General features: G+C 68.5%; 15 protein-coding genes and 1 tRNA gene. 6 read left to right on the top strand and 10 right to left on the bottom strand.

What is annotated here, in order from left to right; genetic code table 11:
* The first annotated feature begins 4 nt into the window (after nt 1-4).
* Nucleotides 5-598, top strand: coding sequence for a TetR/AcrR family transcriptional regulator (locus JOF42_RS10945; protein WP_210097882.1), 594 nt, complete (start codon nt 5-7; stop codon nt 596-598).
* Here JOF42_RS10945 and JOF42_RS10940 read toward each other — a convergent pair.
* From JOF42_RS10940 to pdhA, 3 genes are read right to left on the bottom strand one after another with little or no spacing between them, the layout of a single operon-like run.
* Nucleotides 591-1,943, bottom strand: a complete 1,353-nt coding sequence (locus tag JOF42_RS10940) for a dihydrolipoamide acetyltransferase family protein (protein WP_210097881.1) — start codon at nt 1,941-1,943, stop codon at nt 591-593. The two genes, JOF42_RS10945 and JOF42_RS10940, sit on opposite strands and share 8 nt — an antisense overlap.
* The gene (locus JOF42_RS10935) at nt 1,940-2,950 is read right to left on the bottom strand and encodes an alpha-ketoacid dehydrogenase subunit beta (protein ID WP_307803587.1); all 1,011 of its coding nucleotides are present in this window, start codon (nt 2,948-2,950) and stop codon (nt 1,940-1,942) included. Before JOF42_RS10935 ends, JOF42_RS10940 begins: the two co-directional genes overlap by 4 nt.
* A gap of 2 nt (nt 2,951-2,952) precedes the next feature.
* Nucleotides 2,953-4,068, bottom strand: a complete 1,116-nt coding sequence (gene pdhA, locus JOF42_RS10930; protein ID WP_210097879.1) for a pyruvate dehydrogenase (acetyl-transferring) E1 component subunit alpha — start codon at nt 4,066-4,068, stop codon at nt 2,953-2,955.
* Nucleotides 4,069-4,236: 168 nt separating this feature from the next.
* On the opposite strand from pdhA, the gene JOF42_RS10925 reads away from it, so the two are divergent.
* Nucleotides 4,237-4,710 (top strand): Lrp/AsnC family transcriptional regulator, encoded by a 474-nt coding sequence (locus JOF42_RS10925; protein WP_056307813.1) that lies wholly within the window; start codon nt 4,237-4,239, stop codon nt 4,708-4,710.
* On the opposite strand, the gene JOF42_RS10920 is transcribed toward JOF42_RS10925, so the two are convergent.
* Nucleotides 4,682-5,581 carry an alpha/beta fold hydrolase gene (locus JOF42_RS10920; protein WP_210097878.1) on the bottom strand — a complete coding sequence of 300 codons (900 nt, stop codon included), beginning with the start codon at nt 5,579-5,581 and terminating at the stop codon, nt 4,682-4,684. The genes JOF42_RS10925 and JOF42_RS10920 overlap by 29 nt on opposite strands.
* An 80-nt stretch (nt 5,582-5,661) precedes the next feature.
* On the opposite strand from JOF42_RS10920, the gene JOF42_RS10915 reads away from it, so the two are divergent.
* The 3 genes from JOF42_RS10915 to JOF42_RS10905 all read left to right on the top strand — a co-directional run bounded on the left by JOF42_RS10915 (nt 5,662) and on the right by JOF42_RS10905 (nt 7,749).
* Nucleotides 5,662-6,414, top strand: coding sequence for an exonuclease domain-containing protein (locus JOF42_RS10915; RefSeq protein WP_245340784.1), 753 nt, complete (start codon nt 5,662-5,664; stop codon nt 6,412-6,414).
* Nucleotides 6,395-7,330 carry a helix-turn-helix transcriptional regulator gene (locus JOF42_RS10910; RefSeq protein WP_210097876.1) on the top strand — a complete coding sequence of 312 codons (936 nt, stop codon included), beginning with the start codon at nt 6,395-6,397 and terminating at the stop codon, nt 7,328-7,330. Before JOF42_RS10915 ends, JOF42_RS10910 begins: the two co-directional genes overlap by 20 nt.
* An 86-nt stretch (nt 7,331-7,416) precedes the next feature.
* Entirely contained in the window at nt 7,417-7,749 is a 333-nt protein-coding gene (locus JOF42_RS10905; protein ID WP_210097875.1) for a DUF7882 family protein, read from the top strand.
* A 46-nt stretch (nt 7,750-7,795) separates the two neighbouring features.
* On the opposite strand, the gene JOF42_RS10900 is transcribed toward JOF42_RS10905, so the two are convergent.
* Nucleotides 7,796-7,869, bottom strand: a tRNA-Ile gene (locus JOF42_RS10900).
* Between the two features lie 29 nt (nt 7,870-7,898).
* Nucleotides 7,899-8,435: a gamma carbonic anhydrase family protein gene (locus JOF42_RS10895; protein WP_210097874.1), complete on the bottom strand. Its 537-nt coding sequence runs from the start codon at nt 8,433-8,435 to the stop codon at nt 7,899-7,901.
* A gap of 141 nt (nt 8,436-8,576) precedes the next feature.
* Here JOF42_RS10895 and JOF42_RS10890 point away from each other — a divergent pair, with 141 nt between their 5' ends.
* Nucleotides 8,577-9,062 carry a Dps family protein gene (locus JOF42_RS10890; RefSeq protein WP_210097873.1) on the top strand — a complete coding sequence of 162 codons (486 nt, stop codon included), beginning with the start codon at nt 8,577-8,579 and terminating at the stop codon, nt 9,060-9,062.
* Between the two features lie 61 nt (nt 9,063-9,123).
* Here the strand turns inward: JOF42_RS10890 and JOF42_RS10885 are convergent, their stop codons facing one another.
* From JOF42_RS10885 to JOF42_RS10870, 4 genes are read right to left on the bottom strand one after another with little or no spacing between them, the layout of a single operon-like run.
* Nucleotides 9,124-10,620, bottom strand: a complete 1,497-nt coding sequence (locus JOF42_RS10885) for an amidohydrolase (protein WP_210097872.1) — start codon at nt 10,618-10,620, stop codon at nt 9,124-9,126.
* Nucleotides 10,617-11,258 carry an FMN-binding negative transcriptional regulator gene (locus tag JOF42_RS10880; protein ID WP_210097871.1) on the bottom strand — a complete coding sequence of 214 codons (642 nt, stop codon included), beginning with the start codon at nt 11,256-11,258 and terminating at the stop codon, nt 10,617-10,619. Before JOF42_RS10880 ends, JOF42_RS10885 begins: the two co-directional genes overlap by 4 nt.
* Before the next feature lie 23 nt (nt 11,259-11,281).
* On the bottom strand, nt 11,282-12,280 hold the full coding sequence (locus JOF42_RS10875) for an Fpg/Nei family DNA glycosylase (protein WP_210097870.1): 999 nt from the start codon (nt 12,278-12,280) through the stop codon (nt 11,282-11,284).
* A gap of 1 nt (nt 12,281) precedes the next feature.
* Nucleotides 12,282-12,767 carry a ribose-5-phosphate isomerase gene (locus tag JOF42_RS10870; RefSeq protein WP_210097869.1) on the bottom strand — a complete coding sequence of 162 codons (486 nt, stop codon included), beginning with the start codon at nt 12,765-12,767 and terminating at the stop codon, nt 12,282-12,284.
* Nucleotides 12,768-12,780 lie beyond the last annotated feature (13 nt).

The raw sequence follows: 12,780 nt of genomic DNA, 5'->3' as shown, positions 1-12,780 counted from the left end.
TGAGATGACAAGCCCCGTCACCGCGCGAGACCGCGCCAAGGCAGAGCGCTCCGACGCGATCCTCCGAGAAGCCGCACGACTCTTCGCCGACAGCGGATACAACGGCGTGAGCCTCGAAGACATCGGCGCAGCCGTCGGGGTGTCCGGCCCCGCTGTCTACCGCCATTTCGCAGGGAAGCAGGCGCTGCTCGGGGCCGTCCTCGTCAAGGTCAGCGACGACCTCGTCGCCGGCGGAACCCGCGTCGCCGCCGAAGGCTCGACCCCCGAGGAGCGGATGCGTGCGCTCGTCGCCTTCCACGTGGATTTCGCGCTCGGACATGCCGACGTGATCCGCGTGCACGACAGGGACGTGGCCCAGCTCGACGCCCGCGACCACGCCGAGGTGCGGCGTCTGCAGCGCGCCTACATCGAGCTGTGGATCAGCACGCTGGCCCCGCTCGTCGATGCCGATGCCGACGAGCTGCGGTTGCGCGTGCAGGCGTGCTTCGGGCTCATCAACTCCACCCCGCACAGCACCCGTGCGGCCGCCCGCCAGCGCTCCGCCACCGCGACAGTGCTCGCCGCGATGGCGGAGTCGGCGCTTCGCGCGGCTATCTGAGCAGCATCGCGCGCCCGGGCTCCTCCAGCACGTCGGCCACGTCCTTGAGGAACGTCGCTCCCTCCGCTCCGTCGACGAGACGGTGGTCGAACGACAGACTGAGCGTCATCACCTGGCGCAGCGCGATCTCGCCGCGGTACTCCCACGGCTGACGTCTGACCGCGCCCACCGCGAGGATGCCGGACTGCCCCGGTGGCAGGATCGGTGTGCCGGCATCGATCCCGAACACACCGATGTTCGAGATCGAGAACGTGCCTCCCGACAGCTCAGCGGGCGATGTCTTCCCCGCACGCGCCGTCTCGGCGAGGGAACGAAGCGCGTCTGCGAGGCCCGGGAGGGTGAGCGCCTCGGCGTCGCGGATGTTCGGCACGATGAGACCGCGCTCGGTCGCCGCCGCGATACCGAGATCGACGTAGTGGTACTGGACGATCTCTCCCGCGGACTCGTCCCATCGGGCGTTCAGGCCCGGTGTCCGCCCCAGCGCCAGACACACGGCCTTGGCGACGACGGCGAGCGGACCGATCCGGTGCGCTGACAGTGCCCGATCCTCTTTGAGCGACGCGAGAAGATCCATGGTGGCCGTGACGTCCACGGTGTGGAACACCGTCACGTGTGGCGCCGTGAACGCACTCTCGACCATCGCGGCCGCCGTGTGCTTGCGCACCCCGCGGATCGGGATCCGGGTCTCGCGCAATGCCTCGTGCGGCAGCGTCGCGAGCTCGGGAGCGGGCACATCCCTCGGAGGGGCGGTCTCCGCGGAGCCGATGCCGGTGCGCGCCGCGTAGTCGTCGATGTCGTCGCGCCGGATGACGCGGTCGCCCACCGAAGCGGCCACCAGGACGAGATCGACTCCCAGACGCTTCGCGTGAGCACGCACGGGCGGCGTCGAGCGGGGACGTTCGACGACCGTCTCGACGCTCACGGTCGGAGATGCGTCGTGCGGTGCCGCTTCGAGGACCGCGGTGTCGGTCGCCGGCGTCGAACCTCCCGCCCGCCGTGCGCGGCGAGCGGGACGACCGGATGCCGACGGTGCGGCGCCGTACCCGACGAGGTTGGGCTGCGCCTTCTCCTCTGCGGGAGAACTCGTGGCGGGCGCCTCCTCGGCTCCCTCCACATCGAAGGCGATCAGCGGCGAGCCGACCGCGACGGTCTCCCCTGCCTCTGCGTGCAGTGTCGACACGACGCCCTCGTACGGCGAGGGCAGTTCGACCACGGCCTTGGCGGTCTCGACCTCGGCGAGCGTCTGGTTCAGCGCCACCGCGTCGCCCGGTGCGACCAGCCACTGGATGACCTCCGCCTCGGTCAGTCCCTCACCGAGGTCGGGCAGTCGGAACTCGGCGATCATGCGTCCGCTCCCGTCAGACTGTTCGGGCGGTCGAGCACGCGGTCGACCGCGTCGAGCAGGCGATCGAGATCCGGCAGATGGTACTTCTCGAGCTTCGCGGGCGGGTAGGGCACGTCGTGGCCCGTGACCCGGAGAGGCGCGGATTCGAGGTACTCGAAGCAGAGCTCCGTGATGCTCGCGATGACCTCTGCCGCCATACCGGCCTCGCGCGAGGCCTCGTGAGCCACCACCACGCGTCCCGTCTTGCGGACGGATGTCGCGATCGTGTCGTAGTCGACGGGCGAGAGCGACCGCAGGTCGATGACCTCCAGGGAGGTCCCCTCGTCCTCGGCGGCCTCTGCTGCCTGCAGCGCCGTGGAGACCATGGCGCCGTACGTGATCAGAGTCGCATCCGTGCCGGACCGGACCACACGGGCGAGGCCCATGGGCGCGGCGTCCGCCAGCGGGGCGTCGAGGTCGACGTCGCCCTTGTGGTGGTACAGCCGCTTCGGCTCGAAGAAGATCACCGGGTCGTCGGACGCGATCGCCTGGCGCAGACTCCGGTAGGCGTCCTCGGGATTCGACACCGCGATCACGCGGAGTCCCGCCGTGTGCACGAAGTAGGCCTCCGGCGACTCGGAGTGGTGCTCCGCCGCACCGATGCCGCCCGCCCACGGGATGCGGATCGTGATCGGCATCTTCACCCGGCCCTGCGTGCGGTAGTGGAGCTTCGCGACCTGGGCGACGATCTGGTCGAACGCGGGATAGACGAATCCGTCGAACTGGATCTCGACGACCGGACGGTATCCGCGGAAGGCGAGTCCGACGGCGGTGCCGACGATGCCCGACTCCGCGAGGGGGGTGTCGATCACGCGCGAGGCTCCGAATTCATCGAGCAGCCCGTCGGTGACGCGGAACACTCCGCCGAGCTTGCCGATGTCCTCTCCGAGCAGGACGACCTTCTCATCGTCGCGCATCGCCTGGCGGAGACCGGCGCCCAGGGCCTTTCCGAGAGTGAGTTCGGTCACGTTCACGCCTCGCCTTCGAAGGATGCGAGGTATGCGGCGTACTCGCCGCGCTGACGGTCGAGCCCCGTGTGCGGCTCCGCGTAGACGCCGTCGAACACGGAGAGCGGTGGCCGGGTGACCATACCCAGGCACTCGGCGCGCATCTCGCGGGCGACGACGTCCGCGGCGGCCTGCGTCTCGGCCATGTGGTCGTCGCTGAGCTCGCCGAGTGCGCGAAGGTGCGCCTCCACGCGGGCGATCGGGTCGCGACGGCGCCAGGCATCGAGCTCGTCGTCCTTGCGGTAGCGGGTCGGGTCATCGGCCGTCGTGTGGGGTCCCATCCGATACGTCACGGCCTCGATGTACGCGGGACCCTTGCCCGAACGCGCATGTGCGAGCGCCCAGCGCATCGCGGCCATGCAGGCGAGGACGTCGTTGCCGTCGACCCGGAGGCTCGGAATGCCGAAGCCGGGAGCACGGCCGGCGATCGGATACTGCGACTGCACCGACACGGGCTCCGAGATGGCCCAGTGGTTGTTCTGGCATACGAAGACGACGGGCGCCTGATACGACGACGCGAAGATCATCGCCTCGTTGACGTCCCCCTGACTCGTCGCGCCATCGCCGAAGTAGGTGACGGCGACCTCGTCTGCTCCGTCGTGCCTGATGCCGAGCGCGTAGCCGACGGCATGCAGTGTCTGCGCGCCGATGATGATCTGCAGCGGAGCGACACGGAGCGATGCGGGGTCGTGCCCGGCACCCTCCTCGCCACGCCACATCCGCACATAGTCACCGGGCTTCGCGCCGCGCGCGTAGATCACGCCGGTCTCCCGGTAGCTGGGGAAGACGTAGTCCTGAGGGGCGAGCGCCCTCGCGGTGCCGATCTGCGTCGCCTCCTGGCCCTGGCACGGGGCCCACAGGCCCAGCTGTCCCTGACGCTGGAGCGCCACGCCCTCGGCATCGATCCGGCGGAGGATGATCATGTCGCGGTGCAGCGCGCGCAGTGACGCCGCATCGATGTCGTCGACGAACGCGTCGAGCTGGGGGTTCGCGATGCGCGTGCCGTCGGGCGTGAGGATGCGCTCTGCGAGTTCGAGATCCTGTGCCGTGTCGGCGATCGGGGTGATCTGCGGTGACATCATCGTCCTCCTCATCAGTGGCCGTCGTCACGGGTTCTACGCGCGGCCCCAGCATCATCGCCGGTTCACTCGAGAGTACGTCCGCTCATCACCTCGCTCAAGCAACCGGGAGCGGCTTGAGCATGTTGCCAAATCCGGGCGGGGGTGACCCTGCTATCGTTTGGCACTATGGCCGGACTTGACCGCATCGATCTGGAACTTCTCGCCGCTCTCGCCGATGACCCTCGCGTCACGATCGTCGCGCTGGCGGAGAATCTCGGGCTGTCACGGAACACCATCCAGGCGCGTATGGCGCGTCTCGAGCAGACCGGCGTCTTCATGTCGTACGAGCGGTCGTTCTCCACCGACGTCCTCGGATTCCCCCTGCAGGCTTTCGTCAGCATCGGGGTCCGTCAGACCGAGTTGCCTCGCATCATCAACGAGCTGGCTCGCATCCCGGAGGTCGTCCAGGCACACGGGCTCAGCGGCTCGATCGACCTGCTCGCTCGTGTCGCGTGCCGCGACGCTCGCCACCTGTTCGACACGGATGCACGCATCCTGTCGATCGACGGCGTCGAGCGCACCGAGACCTCCCTTGCGATGGGCGAGGTGATCCCGTTCCGGGTCGCGGGGCTCATCGGCCTCGCGCGGCGGGAATCCTGAGGAATCGTCGGATGGCGCCCGCCGCTTCGGCGGGCGTCTCATAGTGGATCAGGTGGCCGACGTGCGCGATCTCCACCAACGTCCCGTCGTCGAACCGCGTCACGAGCTCTCGTTCCACTTCGATCGGCGTGATGTCGTCGCGTTGCGCGGCGACCAGCAACGTGGGCACGTCGATCGCGGCGGCGAACTCGCTCACATCGTGTGACACGCTCGCCACGAACGCATCCCGGAGCACATCACGGTCGGCGAAGCGCGAGAAGTAGGTGTCGTGCTGGTCATGGATGAATCGGCGGAGCTCACGATCCGAGGTCTTGGCCATGGTGATGCTCATGACCCGGACGATCAGACGGTTGCGCAGCAGCGCGGTGCCCAGCTTCTCGGGAAGCCGAGCGCCCAGGGCGTAGTACATGACCGCGAGACGGGTCATGATGCCCTTCGGCCCTTCCAGCGCCGGGGCGCCGATGGGGTTGATCAGGATGAGACGCGGGGTCTCGAGTCCGCCCGCGACTGCGGCGGACGTGACGATCGAGCCGAAGGAGTGTCCGAGGATGACCGCACCGGGGGCGACGGCTGCCGCGAACTCGGTGAGCCATGCGACGTACTCCGCCAGGTCGTACGCACGACCCGGCACCGGAGCCGTCTCGCCGAACCCCGGAAGATCGGGAGCGATGACGTGCGCCTCCGGCAGGAAGGCGAGGACGGACTCGAGGCCGTGGTGATCGCCGCGGAAGCCGTGCACCGCGATGACGGTGACCTCGGCGTCTGCGGAGCCATACTCCCAGTAGACCGTCGTACCCTCGCGCACCTCCACCTCGCGGCGCTCGACCGGGAGGCGTCGAAGGCGATCGGAGTACGGAGAGGGGACGCTCATGGACCAAGTCTATGGGCGGCTCCTCGACGCTGTCCGTGTGCCTTCGCACGGATGTCGGCACCTCGATCTACGGTGTTTCCATGCCCCCGGCTCCTTCGCTTCCGCACTGGATCACGCGCGTCGGCGTCTTCGACCTCGAGACCACCGGGGTCGATGTCGAGAACGATCGCGTCGTCACCGCACACGTCGGGCTTCTCGACGCGGACGGCCGCGAGATCGCAGCGCGCGACTGGCTCGCCGATCCCGGGATACCGATCCCCGAGGGTGCGACCGCGATTCACGGGGTGACGACCGAGCGGGCGCGGCGTCTCGGGCGTCCGGCGGGCGAGGTGGTGGGCCAGGTGACCGCAGCTCTGCGCTCGCTCCTCTCGCAGGGCGTCCCTGTCGTCGCCTACAACGCGGCGTACGATTTCTCGCTCCTGGCGCACGAGGCCCACCGCCACGGCATCGAAGCGCTGACGAATCCCGCACCGATCATCGATCCCCTCGTCATCGACAAGGCGTACGACCGATACCGCCCCGGCAAGCGGACCCTCCAGGTCGTCGCGTCGCTCTACGCGGTGCAGCTCGAGGACGCACACGAAGCCGCCGCAGACGCTGTCGCGGCCGGCCGCGTGGCTCAGGCGCTGGCGCGCCAGTTCGTGTTGCCGGAGACACTCGAAGAACTGCACACGCGGCAGGTGGGCTGGGCGCGCTCACAGGCCGCAAGCCTGACGGAGTACTTCATCCGCATCGGTCGGCTCGATCCCGAAGACCGCCTCGACGGCACCTGGCCCGTTCGTGCCCGCCGCACCGCCGAGGGGGTGGACGCGGATGCGATTCCGAACGGCTGATGTCGCGCGCGTCGAGAGCACCTGGAAGCAGTTCGTGCCCTCGGCGGTCCTGCACGATGTGGATCCCCACCGCCTCTACTTCGACTGGAAGTCCGTCGAGCTCGGCGAGTTGACTCTGGTTCGATATGACCTCGCGGCCAAGGTCCGCACGACAGCCGAACCCGAGGATCAGTTCATCGCGTGCCGTGTCGAGGGCCCCGATGCTCAGTTGCGCTCCGACCGGTCCGAGCTCGTCGCGAGTCGCCCCTGGCTGTCCGACGGCCCTCGAGTGCACGCGCAGTGGGAGCGTGGCGCCAGAGTCACCGCGCTCATCTTCGAGCGTGCCTCCCTGCAGAGCCTCGCCCAGCAGATCAGCGGAGACGACACCGTGGCACTGCACGTGGCCGACCTCGCCCCGCGTTCGGATCGCGCCGCCGACGCGTGGTCTCGCATGTTCGCGTACCTCGAGCAGAGCGCCGAGTCTCTCGACGATGACGGTGACACCGAGCTGCTCAGGAGCGAGCTCGCCCGACATGCGGCAGCGACGACTCTGGCCACCTTCTCCACGACGGGCCGGCTGCACAGGCATCGACCCGCTCAGACGACCCCTGCGCCCGCGACAGTGCGTCGCGCCCTGGACTTCATCGCAGAGAACGCGCATCGCCCGATCACCGTCGACGACGTCGCATCAGCCGTCCACATCTCGACCCGCGGGCTGCAGTACGCGTTCCGGCGTGCGCTCGACACGACCCCGGCCGAGTGCCTGAGGCGGGCGCGCCTCGACGGCGCCCACCGTGATCTCCGTTCCGGAGCCCAGAGCACCGTCGCGGCTGTCGCGCGGAAGTGGGGATTCTCCCATCCTTCGCGGTTCGCGGTCGCGTACCGCGAGAGCTTCGGCGTGCTTCCCTCCGTGACAGCGGCGACCCACCGTCGATGACACCACGCGAACAGAGTGTTCGCATCGCTCGCGCGCCGGGGCGGTCCTGTCGGGTCGGTTCCTCGGAGCGTCCTAGATTCCGAGGTATGGGTTCCCTCTACTACGGCGGCTCGGAGCCGATCCAGATCGAAGACCGAGCGCTCGCCCACCTCAAGGTCGTCGTCGCCACCAAGCTGCGCCGTAACGAGAGCTTCACCCTGACCTGGAAGCACCAGGACGGCCAGTCCGAGGGGCGCTCGACCGTCTGGCTGCATCCGTCCATCCCGCTCCGATTCGTGTTCGACGAGACCGAGGCACCGGAGCTGAGCCGCCGATGGATCGAGGATCTGGCGCACTCGGCGAACTCGAGCGGCGGGATCACTCTCGTCGACGAGCTCCTGGAGCCCGCAGGACAGCCCGACGCGTCCAAGACCCACTGACGCGCCGCGACGGAGTCTGACGCGCCGCGACAGACTGCACGGAGAGTAGGGCGGGCGGGACTTGAACCCGCGATCGTTGGGTTATGAGCCCACTGCCTTAACCAGCTTGGCCACCGCCCCGTGAGCACCAGCCTACCGGTCGACCCTGGTCAGATCGGCGTCGCCTCGGCGTGCGTCCGGAGGTGTCCCAGATAGATGTCCGCGTTCGCGATCAGTCCAGCTCTCTCTTCGTCGCTGAGCATCCTGCGCACCTTCGCAGGCACTCCGGCCACCAGCGAGCCGTCAGGGACCTCGGTACCACCGAGCACGACAGCGCCGCCCGCGATGAGGCATCCCGCACCGATGACCGCACCGCTGAGGATGACGGCGCCCATGCCGACGAGCGACCCGTCTCCGATCGTGCACCCGTGGACCACCGCGTTGTGACCGATGGAGACCTTCGCCCCGACGACGACGGGGTGGCCGGCGTCCACGTGCAGCGACACGTTGTCCTGCACGTTGCTCGCCTCGCCGATGACGATGGCGGCCGAGTCGCCGCGGAGGACCGCGTTGTACCAGACGCTCGCGCCCGCCGCGAGCGAGACCTCGCCGATGATGCGCGCGCCGTCGGCGACGAAGGTGTCTTCGGCGATCGAGGGAGCCTTCCCCGGGAGTGCGAGAACGGAGGCTCCGGCTGCGATGCTCATGAGGCGAGACTACCCTCACCTCCCCTGACTTCCGCGTGATTCCGCGGCACTAAGCCGAGCCTTCGCTTGCTTGCGGAATGTTCTCAGCTGAGTAGCGTTGTCTTCATCAGGTACGAGAAGAGCACTTCAGAGGAGCCGAAGATGAGCAAGGTACAGACCGTTTCCACCACCGCCAGCGACCCGACCGTGGCAGCTGCAGCGGCTCAGTTCCTTTCGCCCGTCGTCCTCGGACTTCAGGCTCTCACGGTCAACGGAAAGCAGGCTCACTGGCACGTCCGCGGCGCGAACTTCGTCGGTGTCCACGAGCTGCTCGACACGATCGTCGCCCATGCCGGCGACTTCGCCGACACGGCCGCTGAGCGCATCGTCGCCCTGGGCCTCCCGATCGACGCACGCATCAGCGCGGTCGCCGCGAAGGGCAGCGCGACCTCGGTCCCCGCCGGCTTCACGCAGTCCGACGAGCTCGTCCGTGCGGTCATCTCCGACATCGACGCGATCCTCGTCGACACCAAGGCCGCGATCGACGGCCTGGACGAGGTCGACCTGACCAGCCAGGACGTCGCGATCGAGATCATGCGTGGACTCGAGAAGGACCGCTGGTTCCTCGTGTCGCACATCGCCGCGTAAGCACCACGTCGAAAGGGGCACCGGGTTCTCCCGGTGCCCCTTTTCTCGTTGAGGCTCGAGGTCAAGCGCCGTGGGTGACTCGCCCGGCCACGAGCGTCGCGAGGACGGGCATACCGCGCAGATCGACACCAGACGCGGTCAGCGGGTCGAGCCCGCACAGGACGATGTCGGCGATCTCGCCCGGCCGCAGGGCCGTGCGCACGCTCGCCTGGATCGACTGCTCTCGCGTGAGCCGCTCCTCGGGATGCCACGGGTCGCGATCATCATCGGTACGCGTGACGGCCGCGGCGATCGCCTGCCACGGGTCGAGAGGCGCGACGGGGGCGTCAGAGCCGAACCTCAGCTCGACCCCTGCGTCACGCAGAGCGCCGAGGGGATACCCGATGGATGTCTGCCCCGCCCAGTGCTTCCCGACGAGGTCGCGGTCGTCCAGCGCATGCTGCGGCTGGACGCTCGCGATCACGCCGAGGCGACCGAAGCGTGCGAGATCCGCGTGCCGCACGAGCTGGGCATGCTCGATCGTCCCCACGGCACCCGACACGGTGAAGGCATCGAGAGCCCCGGTGACGGCTCGATCACCGATCGCATGCACCGCGACCGCGAGACCCGCGCCTGTCGCGACCGTCAGCAGCTCGGTGAGCTCCGCCGGCGGAACCGTGAGGATACCGAAGTTCTCGGGGTCGCCAGGGTAGGAGTGCGAGCATGCCGCCGTCCGCGTTCCGAGCGATCCGTCGCTGATGATCTTCAGCGGTCCGACGTGCACCAGACCGCGCCCGGCCTCCGGCGCGTCCGGTGCCTCGTGGAGTTCGCCTGTCCTCAGGCCCGCCGCGATGGCGCGGGTCAGATCGAACGGGTAGACGGCGAACTCGACGCGATGAGAGGCGAAGCCCGCCGCGACCCGCCGCGGCCAGGCGTCCGCGTTCCACGCCATGTCGAAGTCCACCAGGCCCGTGACACCTCGGGATGCCGCTCGCTCCCCCGCTGCACGCACAGCGATGTCGCCGCGCTCGGGATCCACGGCGTTCAGCCGACGGGAGATCTCGAACGCATCCTGCTCGCGCAGCATCCCATCGGAACTCGTGAAACCTTCGAGCGACAGCGCTGCGGAGTTGAGCCACGTGCTGTGCACGTCGGCATTGATGAGGTAAGTCGGAATCGATCCGGTCGCGTTGTCGAGGAGGTCGAGAGTGGGCGCGTCCGGCCACATCGCGTCGCGGAATCCGCTGCCGACCTTGCGACCGTCGGGCAGCGGCGCGGATGCGGACATGATCGCCGCCGCCTCCGCTGCAGACGCCGCCCCGCCCAGAGCGACGCGTTCCGTCGCGAGAGCCCACTGCACCGTGTGCACATGATTGTCCCAGAGACCAGGCACCACCCAGGCGCCGTTCCCTTCGAGCACCTCACCCCGGGGAGGGATCGCTCCCGCCGGTGCGATATCGCTGATGAGGCCCTCGTCGATGAAGATGTCGACCGGTTCATCGTCGATCAGGAACTCTCGTCCCGGTCCCGCGATCCGTACGGAGGTGATCGTGCCGATCAGAGAGTCGATGCCGGTCATCGGAGCCCACCCGTGCGCGCTTCGTGCGCGCGCCTCATCTCGGCGGCAAGCCCGGGATGCGCGTAGGGCCCGTCGCCCTCGAGCTCCGCGATGACCGTCTCGACCGTTTCCGCAGACTTGTTCTGACTGAGTTTGCGCTTCGCCACCACGCGCGTCGGAGTGAGTCGGAACCCGACCGTCCCCGAGGCGAGGCGGGTGACGAACGCGGGATCGTTGGGACGCTCCCACATGCGCCGAGGCTCCGGCATCCTTCCCTCGAACCGGTCGACGAGCCGATCGAGAACCGCGAGGTTCTCCTCGTCGCTCAGGATCTCGGGGACTCCTGCCAGGTGCACCGCCGTGTAGTTCCAGGTCGGCACGGCCTGGACATCGCCGTACCACCCCGGCGAGATGTAGCCGTGGGGCCCCTGGAAGACGACGAGGAGCTCCCGCTCTCCCATTCCGTGGATCAGATCGTCGGGACGCCCGACATGTCCGACGATCGTCAGGTCGTCACGATCGTCGTCGAGCAGCGCCACATAGTGCGATGACACGAGTCCGTCCGGACCGTTGCTGACGATCGTCGTCCACGGGTTCGCATCGATGACCCGCCGGATCTCGGTGACGTCCGCGAGCGTGAAGCTGGGGTTCTGACGCATCCTCTCAGCCTATGGCCGAAGGCTCACGCCTGACAGCGCGGACACCAGTAGAGCTTGCGGGCACCGATCTCCTCCAGCGCGATCTCCGTTCCGCAGACACGACACGGAAGTCCCGCCCGGTGGTAGACCCAGTGCCGGTCGTCGCGGCTCGCCATCGCCGCGCGATACTGGTCGGGCGAGAGGTCGTCCATGGTCATCATCTGCCCGGTCTCGACCCCGATCGCCAGCAGGGTCACCCAATCACGCCAGAGCGCACGGACCACACCCTCGGGCACGTCGCGGCCCGGCGTATGCGGGTTCAGCCTCTGACGGAAGAGCATCTCGGCGCGGTACACGTTTCCGATGCCGCTCACCACCGCCTGGTCCATCAGGAGCAACGCGATCACGGTCGGCTTCTTGCGCACCGCCTGCACGAAACGCTCTTCGTTCAGCGCCGGGTCGCCGACCAGCGGGTCGGGGCCGAGCTTGGCGACGCTGGCGAGCATCTCCTCCGGGGTCTGCAGCACGCACGCGGTCGGCCCGCGGAGGTCGGCAGCCGTGATGTCGGTCATCAGACGCAGGCGCACCTGGCCGACCACCGGAGGCGGCCACTCCATGCCCTCGTCCGCGAGTCCCTTCGTCTGCTCGGACATGCGCACGTGCACGCGGGTGCGCCGAGGGGCGCCGATCGATGCGAGGGAGTTCTCCCCCGCGTCGTCGAGGATCGCCTCGCCGACGTCCGTCCCTCGCTGATTCGTCTGTCCCATGCGGCCGTTCGCGGACGCGATGGTGGGATCGACGAGGATCTCCCCGGCGAAGTCCCATGCCCCGTACAGGCCGAGGTGCACGCGCAGCCAGAGGTCGCCCTCGGCCTCGAGGAACATCTGCTTGCCGACCGCCTGGACGCTGAGCGCCTCGCGGCCGTCGAGCACGGCTGCTCCCTCCGCGAAGCGCCCTTGCGGGCTGGACGCCCTCATCGTCTTGCCGACGAAGTTCCGCTCGAACTGACGAGCGATGCGGTGGACGGAGTGTCCCTCAGGCATGTCAGGCCCGCGGATCCGGAAGGAGCGAGCCGTCGCGTTCGAAGTCGGCGATCTGACCGATCCGGCGCACGTGACGCTCGTCCTGCGAGAACGGCGTCACGATGAACGTGTCGATGAACGAGGTGACCTCGTCGAAGGTGTGCTGGCGCGCTCCGATCGAGATCACGTTGGCGTCGTTGTGCTCGCGCGCGAGTTCGGCCGTCGAGGTGTTCCACACCAGAGCGGCGCGGATTCCCTCGACCTTGTTCGCGGCGATCTGCTCGCCGTTGCCCGATCCTCCGAAGACGACGCCCAGAGTCTCGATACCGGCCGCCTGATCGGCGACCACAGCCTGCGCAGCACGGATGCAGAACGCGGGGTAGTCATCCAGGGCGTCGTACTCCACCGGCCCGTGGTCGACGACCTCGTGACCGGCGCCGCGCAGGTGGTCCTGCAACTGCGTGGAGAAGTCGAGACCGGCGTGATCGGTGGCGATATGGATGCGCATGGCATCCATCCTA

The organism is Microbacterium phyllosphaerae (assembly GCF_017876435.1).
Classification (GTDB): domain Bacteria; phylum Actinomycetota; class Actinomycetes; order Actinomycetales; family Microbacteriaceae; genus Microbacterium; species Microbacterium phyllosphaerae.
This window is presented reverse-complemented; position numbering and strand designations above follow the sequence as displayed.